Annotated in this window: 12 protein-coding genes and 1 pseudogene; 6 read left to right on the top strand and 7 right to left on the bottom strand. The window is 34.3% G+C overall.

Translation table 11 applies throughout. The features are described from left to right. A partial coding sequence (locus J4P91_RS23090; RefSeq protein ID WP_207995975.1) for an ABC transporter permease occupies positions 1–700 on the top strand: 700 nt, incomplete at its 5' end. Positions 701–1,075: 375 nt separating this feature from the next. Here the strand turns inward: J4P91_RS23090 and J4P91_RS23085 are convergent. Continuing rightward, positions 1,076–1,474, bottom strand: coding sequence for a hypothetical protein (locus tag J4P91_RS23085; RefSeq protein ID WP_207995974.1), 399 nt, complete (start codon positions 1,472–1,474; stop codon positions 1,076–1,078). Positions 1,475–1,908: 434 nt separating this feature from the next. Further along, the gene (locus J4P91_RS23080) at positions 1,909–3,384 is read right to left on the bottom strand and encodes a protein adenylyltransferase SelO (RefSeq protein WP_207995973.1); all 1,476 of its coding nucleotides are present in this window, start codon (positions 3,382–3,384) and stop codon (positions 1,909–1,911) included. 781 nt (positions 3,385–4,165) lie between these two features. Here J4P91_RS23080 and J4P91_RS23075 point away from each other — a divergent pair. After that, positions 4,166–5,797, top strand: a complete 1,632-nt coding sequence (locus J4P91_RS23075; protein WP_207995972.1) for an FAD-dependent oxidoreductase — start codon at positions 4,166–4,168, stop codon at positions 5,795–5,797. 556 nt (positions 5,798–6,353) lie between these two features. Continuing rightward, positions 6,354–7,298 carry a glycerophosphodiester phosphodiesterase gene (locus J4P91_RS23070; RefSeq protein ID WP_207995971.1) on the top strand — a complete coding sequence of 315 codons (945 nt, stop codon included), beginning with the start codon at positions 6,354–6,356 and terminating at the stop codon, positions 7,296–7,298. Positions 7,299–7,630: 332 nt separating this feature from the next. On the opposite strand, the gene J4P91_RS23065 is transcribed toward J4P91_RS23070, so the two are convergent. Beyond that, positions 7,631–8,692 carry an acyltransferase family protein gene (locus tag J4P91_RS23065; protein ID WP_207995970.1) on the bottom strand — a complete coding sequence of 354 codons (1,062 nt, stop codon included), beginning with the start codon at positions 8,690–8,692 and terminating at the stop codon, positions 7,631–7,633. Positions 8,693–9,430: 738 nt separating this feature from the next. Here J4P91_RS23065 and J4P91_RS23060 point away from each other — a divergent pair. Next, entirely contained in the window at positions 9,431–10,381 is a 951-nt protein-coding gene (locus J4P91_RS23060; RefSeq protein ID WP_017151565.1) for a S8 family peptidase, read from the top strand. 607 nt (positions 10,382–10,988) lie between these two features. Here the strand turns inward: J4P91_RS23060 and J4P91_RS23055 are convergent. Next, on the bottom strand, positions 10,989–11,855 hold the full coding sequence (locus J4P91_RS23055) for a LysR family transcriptional regulator (RefSeq protein ID WP_207995969.1): 867 nt from the start codon (positions 11,853–11,855) through the stop codon (positions 10,989–10,991). Positions 11,856–11,963: 108 nt separating this feature from the next. Here J4P91_RS23055 and J4P91_RS23050 point away from each other — a divergent pair, with 108 nt between their 5' ends. Next, on the top strand, positions 11,964–13,193 hold the full coding sequence (locus J4P91_RS23050) for an MFS transporter (protein WP_207995968.1): 1,230 nt from the start codon (positions 11,964–11,966) through the stop codon (positions 13,191–13,193). A gap of 70 nt (positions 13,194–13,263) precedes the next feature. On the opposite strand, the gene J4P91_RS23045 is transcribed toward J4P91_RS23050, so the two are convergent. Then, complete coding sequence (locus J4P91_RS23045; RefSeq protein WP_207995967.1) at positions 13,264–13,473, bottom strand: hypothetical protein; 210 nt, start codon at positions 13,471–13,473, stop codon at positions 13,264–13,266. Between the two features lie 405 nt (positions 13,474–13,878). On the opposite strand from J4P91_RS23045, the gene J4P91_RS23040 reads away from it, so the two are divergent. Then, complete coding sequence (locus tag J4P91_RS23040) at positions 13,879–15,006, top strand: serine hydrolase domain-containing protein (RefSeq protein WP_207995966.1); 1,128 nt, start codon at positions 13,879–13,881, stop codon at positions 15,004–15,006. Positions 15,007–15,042: 36 nt separating this feature from the next. Here J4P91_RS23040 and pepF read toward each other — a convergent pair whose 3' ends face one another. Together pepF and tnpB are read right to left on the bottom strand one after the other, a co-directional pair. Then, entirely contained in the window at positions 15,043–16,830 is a 1,788-nt protein-coding gene (gene pepF / locus J4P91_RS23035; RefSeq protein WP_207995965.1) for an oligoendopeptidase F, read from the bottom strand. Between the two features lie 262 nt (positions 16,831–17,092). Then, positions 17,093–18,181 (bottom strand): annotated as a pseudogene (gene tnpB / locus J4P91_RS23030) (IS200/IS605 family element RNA-guided endonuclease TnpB). Positions 18,182–18,187 lie beyond the last annotated feature (6 nt).

The raw sequence follows: 18,187 nt of genomic DNA, 5'->3' as shown, positions 1-18,187 counted from the left end.
TTTAGGGATAACTCAACCTATAGTAACTCATTACTTGCCTTCAATTTTGGGAGCATTAGGCGGTAGTCAGGGTATTATAATTGATCCGAGCATGACAGCTCAAAAAGGTGGAGAAGTACTAGCTAGTACGTTAGGATCTCAATTTGATCAGCTCGGACTTATGATTCTTGCAATCTCAATGATGGGTATTATTCAAATAGATAAAGAAAATGGTATGCTGGCCTTTATTTTAACACGACCTGTTACTGTTATTTCGTATATATTTGGAAAAATTGTATCAAATTATTTGATAGCAGCTTTTAGTGTAGCAATTGGATACTTTGCTTCTTATCTATATGTAAATTATCTTTTTACAAATGTTCCATTTTCACATGTGATTACTGCACTATTATTTTATCTTGTATGGGTATTTTTTATCGTATCTTTTACAACGATGATTAGTACTATTTTTAACAGTCAGGGTATTATCGCATTAATTTCAATTGTTTTCCTTTTAGGTTGCAAAATAATTGTAGGTTTAAATCCAGTTATAGATTTTGTAAATTCAGCAAGTATGAGCAAACATGCAATGGAAGTCTTAATCACAGGATCAGTAAATTCAAAAGTAATAGATAACGTACTAGTAACGCTTGTTTGGATTGTACTAATATTCTCTGCAACGTATTATTGGATTGCCAATAAAAAATTTAATCACGAATAAGCAAAATGAAAAAAGGTCTACCACATTGGGCTGTCCCATCGCTATCAAGCTACGGTTTTGAAGTCTCCCCCATAAATTGAAATTTTCTTTCTCTATAGTTAGTTATTTTGAGAATTCAGCTCATTTTTGCGTTTTGGGGGTATTTGCTTTTCTTAGCTTGATTGTGATGGGGTAGCGTCACATGCCCATCAATTCAAAAATATTCACTATACCCAAGTATAAAAAATGCCATCCTTTCTGCATATTTCTACAAAAAGAATAGCGTTTTTTCGTTTTATGGATACAAATTCGCTTTAGCTTGATGAAGGTACTATTTTGTTAGTACATTGACTCTTTACTAACAAAATAGCATCCTTATTTTCTTTTTTTCAAACTTCATTCATATATAGTCCTTCTTATGAAAAAAGTAACAGAGCAAATAATAGCCAATCCCATATAATACATCATTTCAACAATACGTAAATTTTCATATACCGTTGGAACTCCTCCAGATATCATTTCAAATATAAAAACAATTTCTGCTCCCAAAAGAATATATAACCATAAAGAAATGATAAAATTGAGTTTAATGGGTAAAATAAAATATTTAAACAGTATCTCGCCAATAATACACCCAAATAAAACTATAGGAATTCCAACAACAACTGTTATTCGTATTATATTAATAAAGGTTTCTCCTTCAAAAATATCTGTACCATAGTATAGTTGAAGTATATTCATTGAAATTACTAAACTTAATAAAGTATATAAAAAAGATACGACGAACTTTTTCACTAGAATTCACCTCATTTCTCAATTCCAACATTCATTATTTATATTACCTGAATTCAATCTTATACACTACGGGATCATATAAAAGGTATCATAGGATTCTGAATGGATTTTCAAAGCAATACTCAATGTTTTTATTCAAGATATATATACTGCTCCTGTTAAGAAGTTTAGGCTGATGGGCATGTATGTGTTGTGACCCCTGTAAGTGTTTTAAAAGGTAAAAAAAACAATTAAGTATAATGTGCGTTCAAGTGATATTTTGATTAAACTTTATTCAAAATTCACAGCAAGGGGCCTCTAGATTCATTATGCCTAAAAGAACGGTTTATTTTGTAACTGAATTATATTAGAAAAAATGCTACTCCATCAGGTAAAGGAGTAGCGTTATATTGTAAAAATAGTGAATCATGAGAAGGTGTTAACTTAATTCTTTCTTACGTACCACAAAAAGTTCGATAAGGGCGGGATGATGGCGCCGGTAGTGTGCAGTACTCAGACTGTTCAGGAGAGTGAGCGTAAGGGTTTGAAAGAACCGCAAGCAGTCGTTCCATCACGCTGTAATCCCCTTGTTTTACTGCGGCCTCTAATGCCTCTTCTACACGGTGGTTTCGTGGAATTATCGCAGGATTGTTGTTCCTCATCAGTTGATGAGAAGAGGATTTCGATTCCTGCTGTCTGTCTAGTCTCTCCTGCCATTTTTTCTTCCACTGAGTAAATTCAGAGCTTCTAAACAAATCGGTATCCTCAGGCGTATCAAGAGTTAATGCACGGAATGTATTGGTATAGTCCGCGCGATACTTCTCCATGATACCCAGGAGTTCGTCAATAAGGGGTCTATCTTGTGCCTCTTCGTTAAATATACCTAGTTTTGCCTTCATTCCAGCGAGCCAATTATTTTCATACTGTGCACCGAAATCTGAAATCGCATCTTGGGCTAGCTTGACAGCTTGTTCCTCGTCTTCATGTAGCAATGGTAATAGAGTTTCAGCAAATCGTGCGAGATTCCATACACCAATATATGGTTGGTTACCATAGGCATATCGGCCTTGCGTATCAATGGAACTGAATACAGTTGCTGGATCGTATTCGTCCATAAAGGCGCAAGGACCGTAATCGATGGTTTCTCCGCTAATGGTCATGTTGTCGGTATTCATCACTCCGTGAATAAAGCCGACGAGTTGCCATTTTGCAATTAGGCTTGCTTGTCGCTTCATCACTTCTTGAAGTAGTGCTAAATATGGGGTTTCATCTGATTGAATAGCTGGAAAATGACGCTTAATCGTATAATCAGCTAAAGCTTTAAGATCCACAACTGAACCGCTTGCTGCTGCGTATTGAAATGTGCCAACGCGTATATGACTGCTGGCTACACGTGTCAAAATTGCACCTGGCAAGGCAGTTTCGCGTATGATTGACTCACCTGTTGATACTACAGCTAGACTGCGGGTAGTAGGAATACCGAGCGCGTGCATCGCTTCGCTGATAATATATTCGCGTAACATTGGTCCAAGTGCGGCACGGCCATCTCCACGGCGGGAGTATGGTGTTCTACCAGAGCCTTTTAATTGAATATCAAATCGTTCACCTGAAGGAGTAATCTGTTCGCCGATTAGCAGCGCACGGCCGTCTCCTAGCCTGTTGAAATGTCCGAATTGATGCCCTGCATAAGCTTGAGCAAGAGGGATAGAACCTTCGGGAATTCGGTTTCCAGCAAGAACCGCTACTCCATCTTCGCTTTGTAGTTCCTTAATGTTTAACCCTAGGGATGTTACCACAGGCTGATTGAGAATGACTAATTTTGGTAAGGCTACAGGGTTTGGGCTAAGGGTAGAAAAAAATGACTCCGGCAGACGGGAATAACTATTGTCCAAGTTCCATCCGGTTTCTTTAGTTTCTTTTTTGTTTTCCATTGGATCTCCTTTTCTTTTTCATTCTAGTTTTTAAAGCATAATATAAAAAGTATTTCATAATATTCTCCATTTTATTTGTAGACAGAAGGGAGAATTTAAAATTGTTGTATCTTTGTCCTTCATTTTTGTGATGTACTTGTAGATATGTATGTTACATCTTTAGTCAATGGAATAATAAAAGCGCATCAGTAGTTGTGTTTTATTCAAATAGTTCTGGTATATATAGTAACATTTTTATTCATAGAACCAAAACGTAAATGTTTTTCATTATGTAAATTTCTTTAGTCCGTGTTGAAGCATTAAGACGGCAAGTTGAGATATAGAACCTTTAGATAAAGTGAAACATTAATCAGTGGGATTTTTACTGCTTGTGAATGTTGGATAAATTTTCAGGAATTGCAAACTTTACGGCTCATCATAAAAAGATTGATAATAAAATGTAGATTTATATTTGGTGAAACAATGCTTATGAACAATCAATTACATATAGGGATGGGGTATTAAGAACAGAAAAAGCCGCGCTCATTTATAATGAGTGTGGCTTTTTTCTGTTTTTATAGTTAGTTTAATTTTCAAGTTAATAGTATATAGTTTTGAACTACGCTTTATTTTATATAAAGAAATTCATCATATAGATCCCATATGTATTTTGGGGCGTACTCTATCTATATGATAAATGATTTTGAAAAATAAGTCTATATTTTTCTGAATTTTCTTATTATAGTTAAACCACTGAGCTCAGTAAAAATTATGTGCGTTTTATATGAAAGGAGCAATACACATGAGATCCATTCATGTTCCGGTTTTAATTATTGGAGGAGGTTTAACAGGGTTAACCTCAGCATTATTTCTTGCAAAGCATAAAGTTGATTATTTACTTATTGAAAGACATCCAACTACTGCCATTCACCCAAAAGCAGGAGGGATTACCTTTCGCACGATGGAATTATTTCGAGAATTAGGTTTAGAAAAGGATATTCGTGCTGCTGGAAAGGTGCTGGAGAACTGTCGTGGAAGGATTAGTGTAAATACAATCGCTGAAGCAGACTATGAAGAATTAACAAGGATAAAGATGGTTCAAAATGAAAATGATGAAAGTTTGTCCGAGCTGATTAGAAAGATTAGTCCATCAAAGACGACTGCTTGTTACCAAATTACTTTAGAACCGATGTTACTGCTAGAGGCTAGGCGATTAGGTGGAAAGATGTGGTTTAATCATGAACTTGTTTCTTACAAGCAGGACGAAAAGGGAGTAACGGCTATTGTGCGAAATCATGAGACGGAACAGGAACAAATTATTCATAGTAATTATTTAATTGGAGCAGATGGAGCGAAAAGTTCGATACGTAAACATTCAGGTATTCCAACGACTGGTCGTGGTACGATAGGAGGCCATTATATAAACATCTACTTTAAAGCAGATTTGAGTGATTTCATAAAAGGGGATGCCTTTGGTTTCACGATGATTTCACACCCTGAGGTTTTAGGTGCGCTTATTCCAGTCAATAATGGGGATCGTTGGATTTATCATGTAGCCTATAATCCTTCAAAAGGGAAGACACCTGAAGACTTTTCTATAGAGCATTGCCAACAAATTATTCAAACAGCCATTGGGAAGTCAAATCTTGATGTGAAAATATTAAGTATTTCACCTTGGGAAGCGACAGAAAGTACAGCTGAACGTTTTCAAGATAATCGTGTTTTCTTAGTTGGTGATGCAGCTCATCTTATGCCGCCCACAGGAGGCTATGGTTCAAATACAGGTGTTCAGGATGCTCATAATTTAGCTTGGAAATTAGCGGCTGTTATACATGGTCAAGCGAATCCAAGATTACTGGATACTTATCATGAGGAGAGGCATCCAGTTGTACAATTAACCACGGGTTACGCAAGCAGCATATTACTCCGTGCTATGAATAAACAAGCAGATTTGAATAATAAGGATAGTTTAGCTGTTACTGTAGGGTATAAGTACCGTTCTGCAGCAGTAATAGATCAAGATGGGACTCCACACAGAATGGACATTTTAGAGCTCAAGGGAAGACCGGGAACACGCGCTCCGCATATGTGGGGGACTTATAAAGGAAAGCGAATTTCGATACTTGATTTATTGGGTAGAGGTTTTGTGTTATTTACTGGGTCAGAACATGATTCTTGGTCAAGTGCTGCACGTACGGCTGCATCTCATTTAGGGATCAGCATTGAAGTGTATCGGGTTTCTCAAAAAGGGGATTTTATTGATCAGGATAACACTTTTGTAACACTATATGGAATTAATCCAGAAGGGGCAATATTAGTAAGGCCAGATGGATTTATTGGCTGGCAGACAAAAGAGGTTGTTTTAACACCGGATCTCGTACTTGAAGAGGTATTAAATTGCATACTATGTAACACATCTTTGAATACAAAATAATTTTAAATGCGTATTATACCAATTTTAGCATATATAAAAGGGAAAGATAGATAATGGATCATCTATTTAATACGTTTCATAATTGTAGTAAGGAAGATAAAAATAAATAAGCGGATAGTAACTGATGAGTTGTTATAATTTTCTATCTGTTTTTATTTGTAGTTCATATTAATTACTATAATAGAATATCATTTTATTATAATTAATATAACAAAAAATATTCACAAAGTTTATAAGATTTGTTATGATTAAATCCAGCAAGTTAATAGAAGGCCGGAGATATTTGAGACAAGCCATAAAACTGTTTGTGAATACAAATGTATTCTGAAACGTTTTATGGCTTTTTTGTTGAAGTACGGGAACACAGTAGAGAATGCTTCATAATTGGTTAGTTATACAATGAGGAAGGGAATGACAGATAGAAACATAGATTACATTTTATTTGTAAGATTGCAATTTTATTAGAGGCTTATAATAATATTTAGGGTATTCTTCTATTTCGTGTAAATCTCATTAACTTGTTGAAATTTACAACTCGGGAGAAGGATTTAAAATCATGAAAAAGATAATAAGTTTCTTGTTTATTTTCTTTACAGTAGGTAGTTTTTTTTACGGGGGAACAGTTGATGCGAAAACAGAAAAGAAGCATGAATTCAATACGAATAAGTTTTTTAATATTGCTCATCGAGGAGCAAGTGGACATGCTCCTGAGCATACTTTTGCTTCGTATGATCTTGTGAAAAAAATGAAAGCGGATTATTTAGAATTAGATATCCAATTAACAAAAGATGGTCAATTGATTGCAATGCATGATACTTCAGTCGACCGAACTACAAATGGGACAGGTGAAGTGCGGGACAAAACGTTAAGTGAGATAAAAAGTTTAGATGCGGGATCTTGGTTCAATGAGGCTTACCCCGAGAAGGCGAAGCAAGAATATGTAGGACAAAAAGTTCCAACACTTGAAGAAATATTTCAAAAGTATGGAAGAAGTATGAAATATTATATTGAAACAAAATCTCCCGATGTGTATCCGGGAATGGAAGAAAAACTATTAGGATTGCTTGAAAAATATAATTTAGTTGGTCAAAATATGTCTTCAAGTCGTGTTATGATTCAATCATTTAGTCAAGAAAGTTTAAAAAAGATTCATAGTATGAATCAAAATATTCCATTAGTGCAACTGCTTTGGTATTATCCAAATGAAAACAATGAGATTATTGAATGGTCAGGGGTTACTCATGCTCCTAAAAGCGTAACAAATCAAGATTTCCAAACTATTAAAGAGTACGCGATTGGTATTGGACCAAATTTACGTAATGATAATGGAGAATTAATTATTAATGAACCGTATATGAAAAAGGCGAGGGAGAATGGTTTGTTAATCCATCCTTATACAATCAATGAGAAAGAAGATATGAGACTTTTAATTGGATGGGGCGCTACAGGCATGTTTACAAATTATCCAGATCGATTACATAGTGTTCTAAAAGAAAAATAAAGAGAAATATGATTAAAAGGTATACCATTTATTTGGTATACCTTTTATCTTTATATTGGTTATTAAATTTGAGAAATGTATTAGGCTGAATTTTATTGATACTATTATATTCTTCCTTCTATCTACCTATCTCATAAAATAAAGATTTAGATTCACTATGTTCAATAAAAAATCCATCGAGCATCAATAATAGTCTTAAATCTAAAGGCAGTTTTGCTATAAAATCATCTATAGGATCTATATCTACAATAATTATAAAACATATCTAATCACTTCAATGCTGCAACTTGTTTATATACTGTTGTTTTTATCATTTTTTTCTGGTCCATTACTTATTCTGTTCTCATCCCTTTAGAACGTCTTAATTCACTACGCCTTTGTATAATGACTAAGAAGAGATTCCTAACTTTATCTTTCTTCTCTAGAACAAATATGGTAACGAAAAGGGGTACTGTTACTCCTACAATTGTATAGATTACATTTCCATAATCTATAAATTGAAGAAGAATTTTATTAACTCCTATGTGCATATACATGATAGCCATGCTTTTATTATTAATAAGAGAAAAAAGCGATAGAATTTTTTCGGATTTCATCAGCTGAAATATCCCGCAATATGCAAAAGTCATTACTAGTGGAATCACTATATCCAAACCATAGTGTTCATATGATACATATTTCATACTTAAATGATAATCCATCAGATTCAGTTCCTGAATCGTAATAAATCCAATTATCAATAGGATACAGAGCCCTGTAAGTGCAGAAGGAATTTGTTTTATATACGGTTTAACATAATAACCAATACTATAATATACAAGGGCAAGCATAGACACATCCATATTCCAAGGAATCCATACATGTAGAGAAGGCTCTAAGCCGCCTAATGTGTAGATATAACTTCCTTCAATATGTGACACTATATATAAGAAGATAATGAATAACAAGCGGGTTTTTGTTCTTTTAAAAATAAGAAATATAATAAGGAATAATACTTGTGTAAAGAACAGACAAGTTATAAACCAAAATACTCCGTAATAACTTGTAATAAATCTTCCGCCAAATAGTACCTTTCCAATGTCTTCTATATACCAACTTAAAGAAATATTCCCTTGGATTAGCTCTTCTGCATAGCGAATGATTGTGAAGAGACCTAAGTACGTTATATAAGGAATGAGAAGACCATGCGCTCTTCTTTTTAGATAAGGTCCAACTTGTGACCATTGTTCTGCCGGCTTAGATACATAACCGCTAAACAAAAAAAAGGCAGGCATATGAAACCAATAGATATAGGTTATAAGGCTATTATGATTGTAAGCATGTCCAGCAACAACAAGGATTAGCGCAAATCCTTTTGCTGAATCAAGCCACAATTCACGTTTTTTATCTATCATGTTTTCACCCCCTGGTTGTAATAACAATATCTATTTTAGAAGGAACGAAAGTGAATTTTCCAATATGTTATTAGGCTTTAAAACATTAGTAAAGAAATAGAAATACTAGTAATAATACAATTATTTTGTAATGAAATAGAAAGAGAAAAATGTACATGTATCGTGTTATACATTCAATGAAATAAAATGTGATTTTCTAATGGAATGATACACTTTATATGTGTCGTTCATATGTTCAAGAGGTGAATTAGATTTCATTACCAGTCGAGGAAGAAGAAGGAATAGATATGTATCAATCTAAATGATATCAGTAAACTCTAACTTTATACTTTCACCTTCTAACAAACAAAAAGGGAACCAAATCATCACCCCTCTTTTCTAGTTAACAGAATCGCGAATGGAAGAAATAGGTAAAAGGAGTACCTGTTTCAAGAAGTGTAAAATAAATTCAAATAAAAGGGAAAAAAGTATACGGTACAATTTTGGAGGCGTTTTTTCACTAGCTTGATGGATATATGATAGGAATCCTAGTAGTAGGATAAGCTCCCACTATAGTATTCTAGTATGTTTGCAAAGAATAAGGATAAGAGTTGATTAGAATCAAGTGAAATTAAATTATTTAAAAGTTGAAAATTAACAAGGTAAATTATAGATAGATGTAGAATATAAAATAAACTTTAAAGATTTATGCATATGGAGATTCATAACCTAAAAAATCCCAAAAAGGAGAGGATAGACATGTCAAAGTTCAAGTTAATCCCTTACAAATTGGAAGAGGTTAAGGATCGTACAAAAGAAGTTCCTCCCGGGGTCCGCTTAATCGAAGCTGAGTCTATTTGGGCAAAAGGGTATCAGGGGGAAGAGGTGGTTGTTGCAGTTATTGATACTGGCTGCCAAACTGACCACCCGGATTTACAAGAACGGATTATTGGAGGTTATAACTTTACAGAAGACTATGGGGGAGATCCTCATGTGTTCTTAGATAACAATGGTCATGGAACGCATGTCTGCGGTACGATTGCTGCCGCTGAAGATGATAAGGGTGTGGTAGGAGTCGCACCTAAAGCGAAATTACTTGTTCTGAAAGTACTGACTGGTACAGGGGAAGGAACCATAGAATCTATTACACAGGCCATTCAATATGCAACAACATGGAAAGGGGCTAAAGGAGAAAGTGTTCGAGTGATTTCTATGTCATTGGGAGGTCCAGAGGATAATCCCGAGTTGCATAAAGCCATTCAAAAGGCGGTTGAGAAGAATATTGTTGTAGTATGTGCAGCCGGAAATGAAGGAGATGGGGATGGTGGGACAAGTGAATATAGCTATCCCGGTGCTTATCAAGAGGTGGTAGAGGTTGGTTCGATAAATCTTGAAAAACGCTTATCCCGTTTTAGTAATACAAATGATGCCATTGATTTGTTAGCTCCAGGGGAAAAGATTCTTTCTACGTACCCGACAAATCAGTATGCTGTACTGTCCGGTACGTCTATGGCGGCACCACATGTATCCGGATCCATTGCTTTATTAATTCAACAATATGAAGCTGAGAATAATCAGACAATTACCGAGCCAGAATTATTTGAAGTTTTAATACAGCATACTGTGTCGCTGGGATACAGCAGACTAGAAGAAGGACATGGGCTATTGCAACTCGGAATGACAGTATCCCAAAAGGTTGAATCTAACTGACCTTGTAGCAAAGAACAGGAAGAAGTTCCTTAGAGGATACAACATATTGCTATCAAGCAAAAAAATAAATATCTCACAATGAGAAAAAACGCTATCCTTTCTGTAGAATTATAGGAAAGGATGGCGTTTTTATATATTTATTTCTGTAATTGATGAATTGCAACTATTTGCTTAAGAAATTCAAAGTTTCTTAGCCAAAAATATTAGGGGAGATTTTGCTATAGATGTTGTTTTTGTACAACAAAAGAGCAGCTAGCAAAAGCTAACTGCTCGGCTTTAAACTCCAAGGGGGCTGGAGAAAGATTATTGTATCTATAGTATTGACGGAATATTGAGATGTTTTTACAATATTAGTGATTAGTTTTGCCATTGGAAAAGCAGGTTAGTGATGATTAATATAAAAAATAGCTGAAAACTCAGCTGTTTTTCAGACTTTATCATTCTATGAAAACTAGTTTTGTCTGTAACAATGATTTGCCTACTTAAACCTTCTCGATAAGTTTGTAAAGAAGCCTTTTAGTTTCCGAGGTGGGCTGCAAGTAACAGCTTCATTAACCTTGCTAATCATCAGTGAGAAAAGGAAAAAATTCCTGTACGGATGGAAGGGTTATTTTATTATGTATGACGTACTTGCTATCATGTCGATGAGCTTGCGTAAGGCTCCTGAATAAAAAATATCTTTTTGGACGATAAAAGTAGTAGGGACTTTTGAAAAGCTTTTGGGTAAAGGAGTTAATACTAAGGAGTGTTCGTGATCTTGTACGATAGACTTTATCATGATCGCAGTACCCATACCTGACTTTACACAAGCAAGTATAGCTTCAATTGTTCCAAATTCTAATATTCGCTTTGGATAAATTCCTTTTTCATGAAGCCATTTTTCTAATAAGCTACGATAGTAACAGCCTTGGCTAAAGGCCAATAAATTCATTTTTCCTAAATCATCGAAAGAAGATAGAGGTAGTTTACTAATGAGTACTAATTCTTCCTCTTGAAACAAGATGGAATTGAGGTCAGGATGATGAATATTGCCAGCTATGAACGCACCTTCAAGCCTTCGTTCTAAAACAAGTTCAATTAATTTTTCTGTTGAATGAGTTTCTAAAATGAATTCTACTTCAGGATACATTTCATAATACGATGTCAGTATAGAAGGGAGACGGATTGCAGTTGTAGATTCTGTAGAGCCGATCTTTAATGTCCCCATTGGCTGTGCCCCGTTGTTTTGGACAGCTTTAATAGATTGTTCCATTAAATATATGATCTGTTTCGCATTAGTTAATAAAATTTCCCCATTTGAAGTTAAAGAAACACCTTTTCCGTTTCGGTAAAATAATGGTGCCCCTAGTTCGTTTTCTAATTGCTTAATCCGCATTGTCACGTTAGATTGTACATAATTTAAGTTTTGAGCCGCGCGCGAGATATTTCCTTCTTTAGCTACTTCATGAAAAACAGTTAGATCTTTTATATCCATCCGATTTCCTCCTAAAGATATCAATTATTTTGATGTCTTTTATCATTAATACTCATTTTACTTGATATCTGAATCTTCGTACAATAAAAATGTATGGAGGGGATGAAAATGTTAAGTCAAGAAGAAGTCATGAAGTGTAGTAGTTCGTATAAATGGATTGTGCTTATGCTAGCAACAGCAGTGCAAGCAAGTGCAACGCTAATAACATATGGAGTAGGACCTTTAGCATTTTTTTGGAAGGAGATATATCATCTTACTGATATGCAAATGGGATTGTTGTTAACCGCTGTTAATATTGGTCCGCTTTTTTGTATGCTTTTTGTAGGGAGATTGCTTGATCAATATAATGAAAGGTTACTAATCGGAGTTAGTTCTATATTGCTCGGTGGATCTCTTTTATTTATTCATGTAGTAGAAGGATTTACTGGATTGTTATTTGTGCTTGCAATAGTTGGAGTTTTTTATAGTACCGCACAACCAGGGGGGAGTAAGGTGATTTTAAAATGGTTCCCGAAAGAAAATCGTGGATTAGCTATGGGAATTAGGCAAGCTGGCATTCCTATAGGCGGTGCAGTGGCGGGAGCTCTGATTCCGATTCTTTCTGTAAAGTTTAGTTTGTCATTCGCGATATATATTCTTTCAAGTATATGCATTGCGGGAGGAGTACTGTTTTTAGTTCTTTATAGGGAGCCTGTTGTTCATCATGAACCTGCATTAAATAATAAAGGAATTTCTTTTTGGAAACAGTTAAAAGAGGTAATGAGTAACAAGGAATTATATCCTGTTTTATTTACAGGAGTTTGTATGATTTCATTACAAATGGTGTTGATTGGACATTTTATAAACTTTTTGATTACTGCTAAATCTATATCTTCTGTTTTGGCTGGAAAGATATTTGCGGTCACTTTATTTTTGGGGATGCTGGGGCGAATTGTCTTAGCTGCAGTCAGTGATTCTTTTTATAAAGGTAACCGCCAGAAACCACTATTTATTTCTGTAGTTGCTTCGTTTATTTTAATTTTTATTTTGATATTGAACATATATAATTTTTCGGTATGGGGATTGTTTTTGTTCAGTGGTTTATTAGGGTTCTTCGGCATTGGATGGTTTAGTCTTTTCATGGTTGAAGTTGCCGAAAAATCGAGGAATGGGTCAGCGGGAATTACGGTTAGCTTTGCACTTACGCTAAATCAAATTGCAATCATTTTAGCCCCGCCTATTTTTGGATTCATTGTGGATGTAAAAGGGTATATGTGGGCGTGGGGGAGTATGATAGTATTACTATTTGTTTTAGTAATAAGTTTATTGAAAAATTTTTTAAAAAAGAAATGTAAATGACAATTTTTTTCAAATATGATGTATAATGAGATGTGTTTTAGAAGAATGGTATTATGACATATAAATGAATTCAATACTTATCATTATTTTTCATTCGCTCATTTCCTCTTTTGAAATTTCCTGTTATCTTGGCCATAATGAGTTGTCTCTCTTTTTCATTGTCTGTTTGATGTACTTTACTTAAAAATTTTTCCGCTTCTTTCCCTTTTAAAATCATAATTTGTTTTCCGTAATATTTAATAAAAACTATGTTGTTTTTATTTGTTCGATAACTGAACATTTCGAGATCTGGTCGATTTCGTTTGTCAATATTTCCTAATAAATTTCCTCCTTTATATGCTAATCGTAATGAATGTTACATAAAAAAACGAAATTATAGTTAGACGAATCAGATTGTAGGTTGGAAATTTTATAAGAAAGTAAATACAATAAAAAGTGGTCAAAAATTCGAATATGGAAAGCTTTCCTTGAATAACTTTCCTATTGTGTAGACTTTGTAGGAAGATAGAAATTTCGTATGATGAACATGTAGATAGATATGCTTAAAATATATGCTAATTTCCAGTAATAAAATTAGTCCATCAATAGAATTAAGCAAAAATTAAGGTCTTCTTTTAGATGAATAGAGGTAGAATAACGACGAGAATGATAATCAATATAAAATGAATAAAAAGAGGGCTCCTGTATGTTTAAGAGATGTTTAATCGTTTGCTTTATTATCGCAATTTTTTGCTTAAGTGTATATATGTTAATGCAGACAAATAAAAATAAGACACAGACATTAAAAGCATTTTCAAATTCTAATAGTAAAATAGAAAATGATAAGCCAAAAGTAAATATAGAGCAGCGCACCCGTTATGAGGTTGCGGCAGAAAAATTAGACCAATATTTAAAAGAAAAAGGATTTAATGGAACGGTACTTGTGACGGATCAAAATCATGTGATTTTGCGAAAAGGGTATGGCTATGCAAATATGAAGGATAAAGTCTTAGCGACGCCAAGGACAAAATATCGTATTGGTTCGATTACAAAGACAGTGGTAGCGGTCTCTATATTGCAGTTAAAAGAAAAAGGGAAATTAAATATAGAAGATAATGTGAATAAATATATTCCTTCATTCCCAGCGGATAAGAATATTACTTTGAGGCACTTATTGACGCATACATCCGGACTACCAGAGCAAGGGAAAGGAAAGGTGGATGCGGCATCACACCAAAAATTAGTTACATGGATTGGTTCACAAAATCTTGAATTTCCTGCAGGGACAGGTTGGAAATATACAGACTATAATTATATGGTACTTGCTTATATTGTAGAACAAATCTCGAAGCAACCATTAGCTGAATATGTAAAAGAACATATTTTCACTCCAGTTGGAATGCATGAATCTGGTATGGGTGCAAAATTACCTGGAGATATATTTTTCGCAGAAGGTTATACAAAGAAAGATAGTGAATTCATATCTGCTCCTAAGTTAAGAATGAACTGGTTATACGGTTGTGGTGAAATGTATACAACTGTGGAAGATATGAAGAGATTAGATGAGGGGATTATGGATGGTAAGCTTCTTTCTAAACAAAGTTTATCAGATATGTTCACTGTATCACCTGTAAGGAAATATGGATTTAGTTTTTATATTTATCCAGATTATTACCACAATCACGGTGTATTAGCTGGATGGAATGTATTTAATAATTTCAATTGGGATAAGCGAATCTTTGTCATTCTTTTCTCGAATGTCCAAAACGGAATGACCGATGCCTTTAATCAGGAATTTCGGAAGATGGCAAAAGATTTATTGGAAGGAAAATGAATTTGAAAAAGCCTCTAGCGTGAGAGGCTTTTTTTATTACAGTGCCGAAAATTCTTCAACCAATTTACTGAAACGATCTAATGCACTTTCAATAGGTTGTGGTGTTGTTAAATCCACACCAGTTTTCTTTAAAAGATTGAGTGGATAATCTGAACTTCCGCCTTTTAAGAATTCGATATAATTTTGTTGAGCAATAGGATCGCCGCTTAACAGTTGTTCTGCAATTTGAATTGCGGAAGCAAACCCAGTAGCGTATTTGTAAACGTAAAATGGTCGGTAAAAATGAGGAATCCTAGCCCATCCATATTTTACTTCTTCATCGAATACGAGTGTATCCCCATTGTATTCTCTAAATAATTTTTCATAAACATCATTGAAGGCTTGGGCATTTAGCGGCTTACCCTGATGCGCCATTTCATGCGTAATCTTTTCAAATTCAGCAAACATAACTTGTGTAAAGAAAGTTCCTTTAAATTGATCAATAAAGTGATTGATTAAATGTTTGCGTACGTCTATATCTTTTGCTTCTTTTAATAGATGATGGATTAAGAGTATCTCATTCACTGTAGAAGCGACTTCTGCTACGAAGATTGAATAATGAGCAGAGATTCTCGGCTGAAACTTATGTGAATAATATGTATGCATACCATGCCCACACTCATGAGTAAGTGTAAAGAGACTATTTAAGTCGTCATTATGATTTAACAGGATAAAAGGGTGAACACCATATACGCCGAAATTATAAGCACCAGAACGTTTTCCAGGTAATTCTCTTACATCTATATAGCGTTTTTCTTTAAAATCTCGAAGCGTTTGAAGATATTCTTCACCGAGTGGAGAAAGGGAAGTAAGCATGATTTCAAATGCTTCATCATAGGGAATCTCTTGCTTTACACCTTTTACTAAATCAACATTTAGATCATATTGTCTTAATTCATCTAATTGTAATTTCTTTTTTCGTAAATGATTATATGTATGTAGAGATGCAATGTTCTTTTTAGTTGTATGAATTAAATTATCATATACTTCTTTTGGAACCATATCACCAAATAGAGATTTTTCTAAAGCTGATGGGTAATTTCTAATTTTTGAAATGGTAACATTGTTTTTTATAGCCGCTGCTAAAGTAGAAGCGATGGAGTTTTTTAGTTGCACATATGGTTGATAGTATGCTTTGTAAGCCTCTTTTCTCTTATCTCTGTTTTCATCTTTTATTAATTTTGAGTACATACCGCGTGTTAAATTTACTTTATTTCCATTATCGGTTGTAACTTCTCCAAATGTAATATCTGCGTTATTGAGCATTCCATATGTATGTTGAGGAGAAGAGAGGGCCTCACCCATTTGAGATAAGATTTCTTCTTTATCCTTATTTAAAACATGTTTCTTATATCGATATAATTCAAATAAGTCTTCTTTATAATATTGTAAGCCTTCATTCTCTTCTATATAAGAATGTAATGTTTTCTCGTCTACGCTAAGTAAAAAGGGTGAGAAGAAGGAACGAGCAGCACTTATTTTAACATGTAACTGCGACGCTTTATCTACAAGGGACTGAGCTTCTGTATCACGTGTATCAAGGTCTGATTGAAGTCTTGCATAAGCGTATACTAAATTAAACAAACTTGATATTTCTTCACTTTTCGTAAGATAGGCAAGTAGGCTTTGACCATCATGGATAGTCCCATTAAATTTTTTTAAATCCTCTGTTAATGTTTCGATTTTTTGATAATCGAGTTCCCAGTTTTCAATCGTTTTATAAATATCCGTTAAATCCCACTTTTCTTGATCAGGTATATCTGATCTATTTTTAAATTCTGTCATAATCATTTCCTTCCTAGATATGTATTTTATATATTCTCTATATAACTATGAAATACAACAAATTGCAAAGAATCCCTGCTACACGAAAAATAAAAAAGAGAGCATAGATGTAGTTACATAATATGTATTTCGTGAACTACACACCACTTAACACCCTTATGGGTTGTTTGAAGTGGGTGCTTCTTGGGAATTAGATACTTTTGTTAGCTATCTATATTTACCAAGCTATAAGGGTAGTCCCTACCCCTAAGGAAAATACCAATTACATGGATAATTTTAGTAAGTTGATACTTGCATTTACATCTCTGTCATGGTGGACGTGACACGCTGGACAAGTCCACTCACGAAGATTGAGGTTTTTGACTTTTTTGTTTCGGTAGCCACAACAGGAACATAATTGACTACTTGCATAATTCTTTGGTGCGATTATCAAATCACGACCTCTCCATATTGCTTTGTAGTTAAGGTATTCTCTGAATTTAGCCCAAGAAACTTCACTGATTGCTTTGGCTAACTTGTGGTTCTTTTGCATGTTCTTCACTTTCAAGTCCTCAATCACAATGACTTGGTTTTCGTTTGTGATTTCATTACTTATTTTGTGAAGAAAGTCATTCCGTTGATTCGCAATCTTTTCGTGAAGTTTAGCTACTTGTAGTCTGATTTTGTTTCTGTTGTTTGACCCTTTCTTTTTGCGTGACAAAGAACGTTGCAAAAAAGCTAGTCTTTTTTCAGCTTTTCTCAACCATTTCGGATTTTCGTATTTCGTACCATTAGATAATATTGCAAAGTCCTTCAAGCCCACATCAATACCTACTCTTGTATCAAGTTTTGGAAATGAGTGTTCTTTTTCCTCTACTAAAACAGAAGCAAAATATTTGTTGGTTGGTGTTTAGGAAATTGTCACAGACTTAATCAAGCCAGAAAATTGTCTATGTTGCTTCATGCGTACGAGTGTCTTTAATTTGGGTAGTTTGATATAGCCGTTCTCAATGTAGACTGTTCCCTTTTGATTATTCGTTGTATAACTACGGTAATTGTCCTTTTTACTTTTGAACTTAGGAAATCCAACAGATTTATCACGAAAAAAATTAGCGTATGCTTTATTTAGATTCATTTGTGCATTAACCAATGCAAGGCTATCCACTTCTTTTAGAAATAGGAATTCAGCTTTATACTGTGCAGGAGTAGGATACTCGATGGACTTATCAATGGTCTTTTGGGATTCTTGATAAGAATGGATTCTGTCAGCAAGCATCTTGTTATATACAAAACGTACACATCCAAATGTTTTCGCGAAAAACAACCGTTGTTCGTCGGTGGGATAGATACGATATTTGTATGCTTTCAACATTGTCTA

It is taken from the genome of Bacillus sp. XF8 (genome assembly GCF_017498755.1).
GTDB classification, from domain to species: domain Bacteria; phylum Bacillota; class Bacilli; order Bacillales; family Bacillaceae_G; genus Bacillus_A; species Bacillus_A bingmayongensis.
This window is presented reverse-complemented; position numbering and strand designations above follow the sequence as displayed.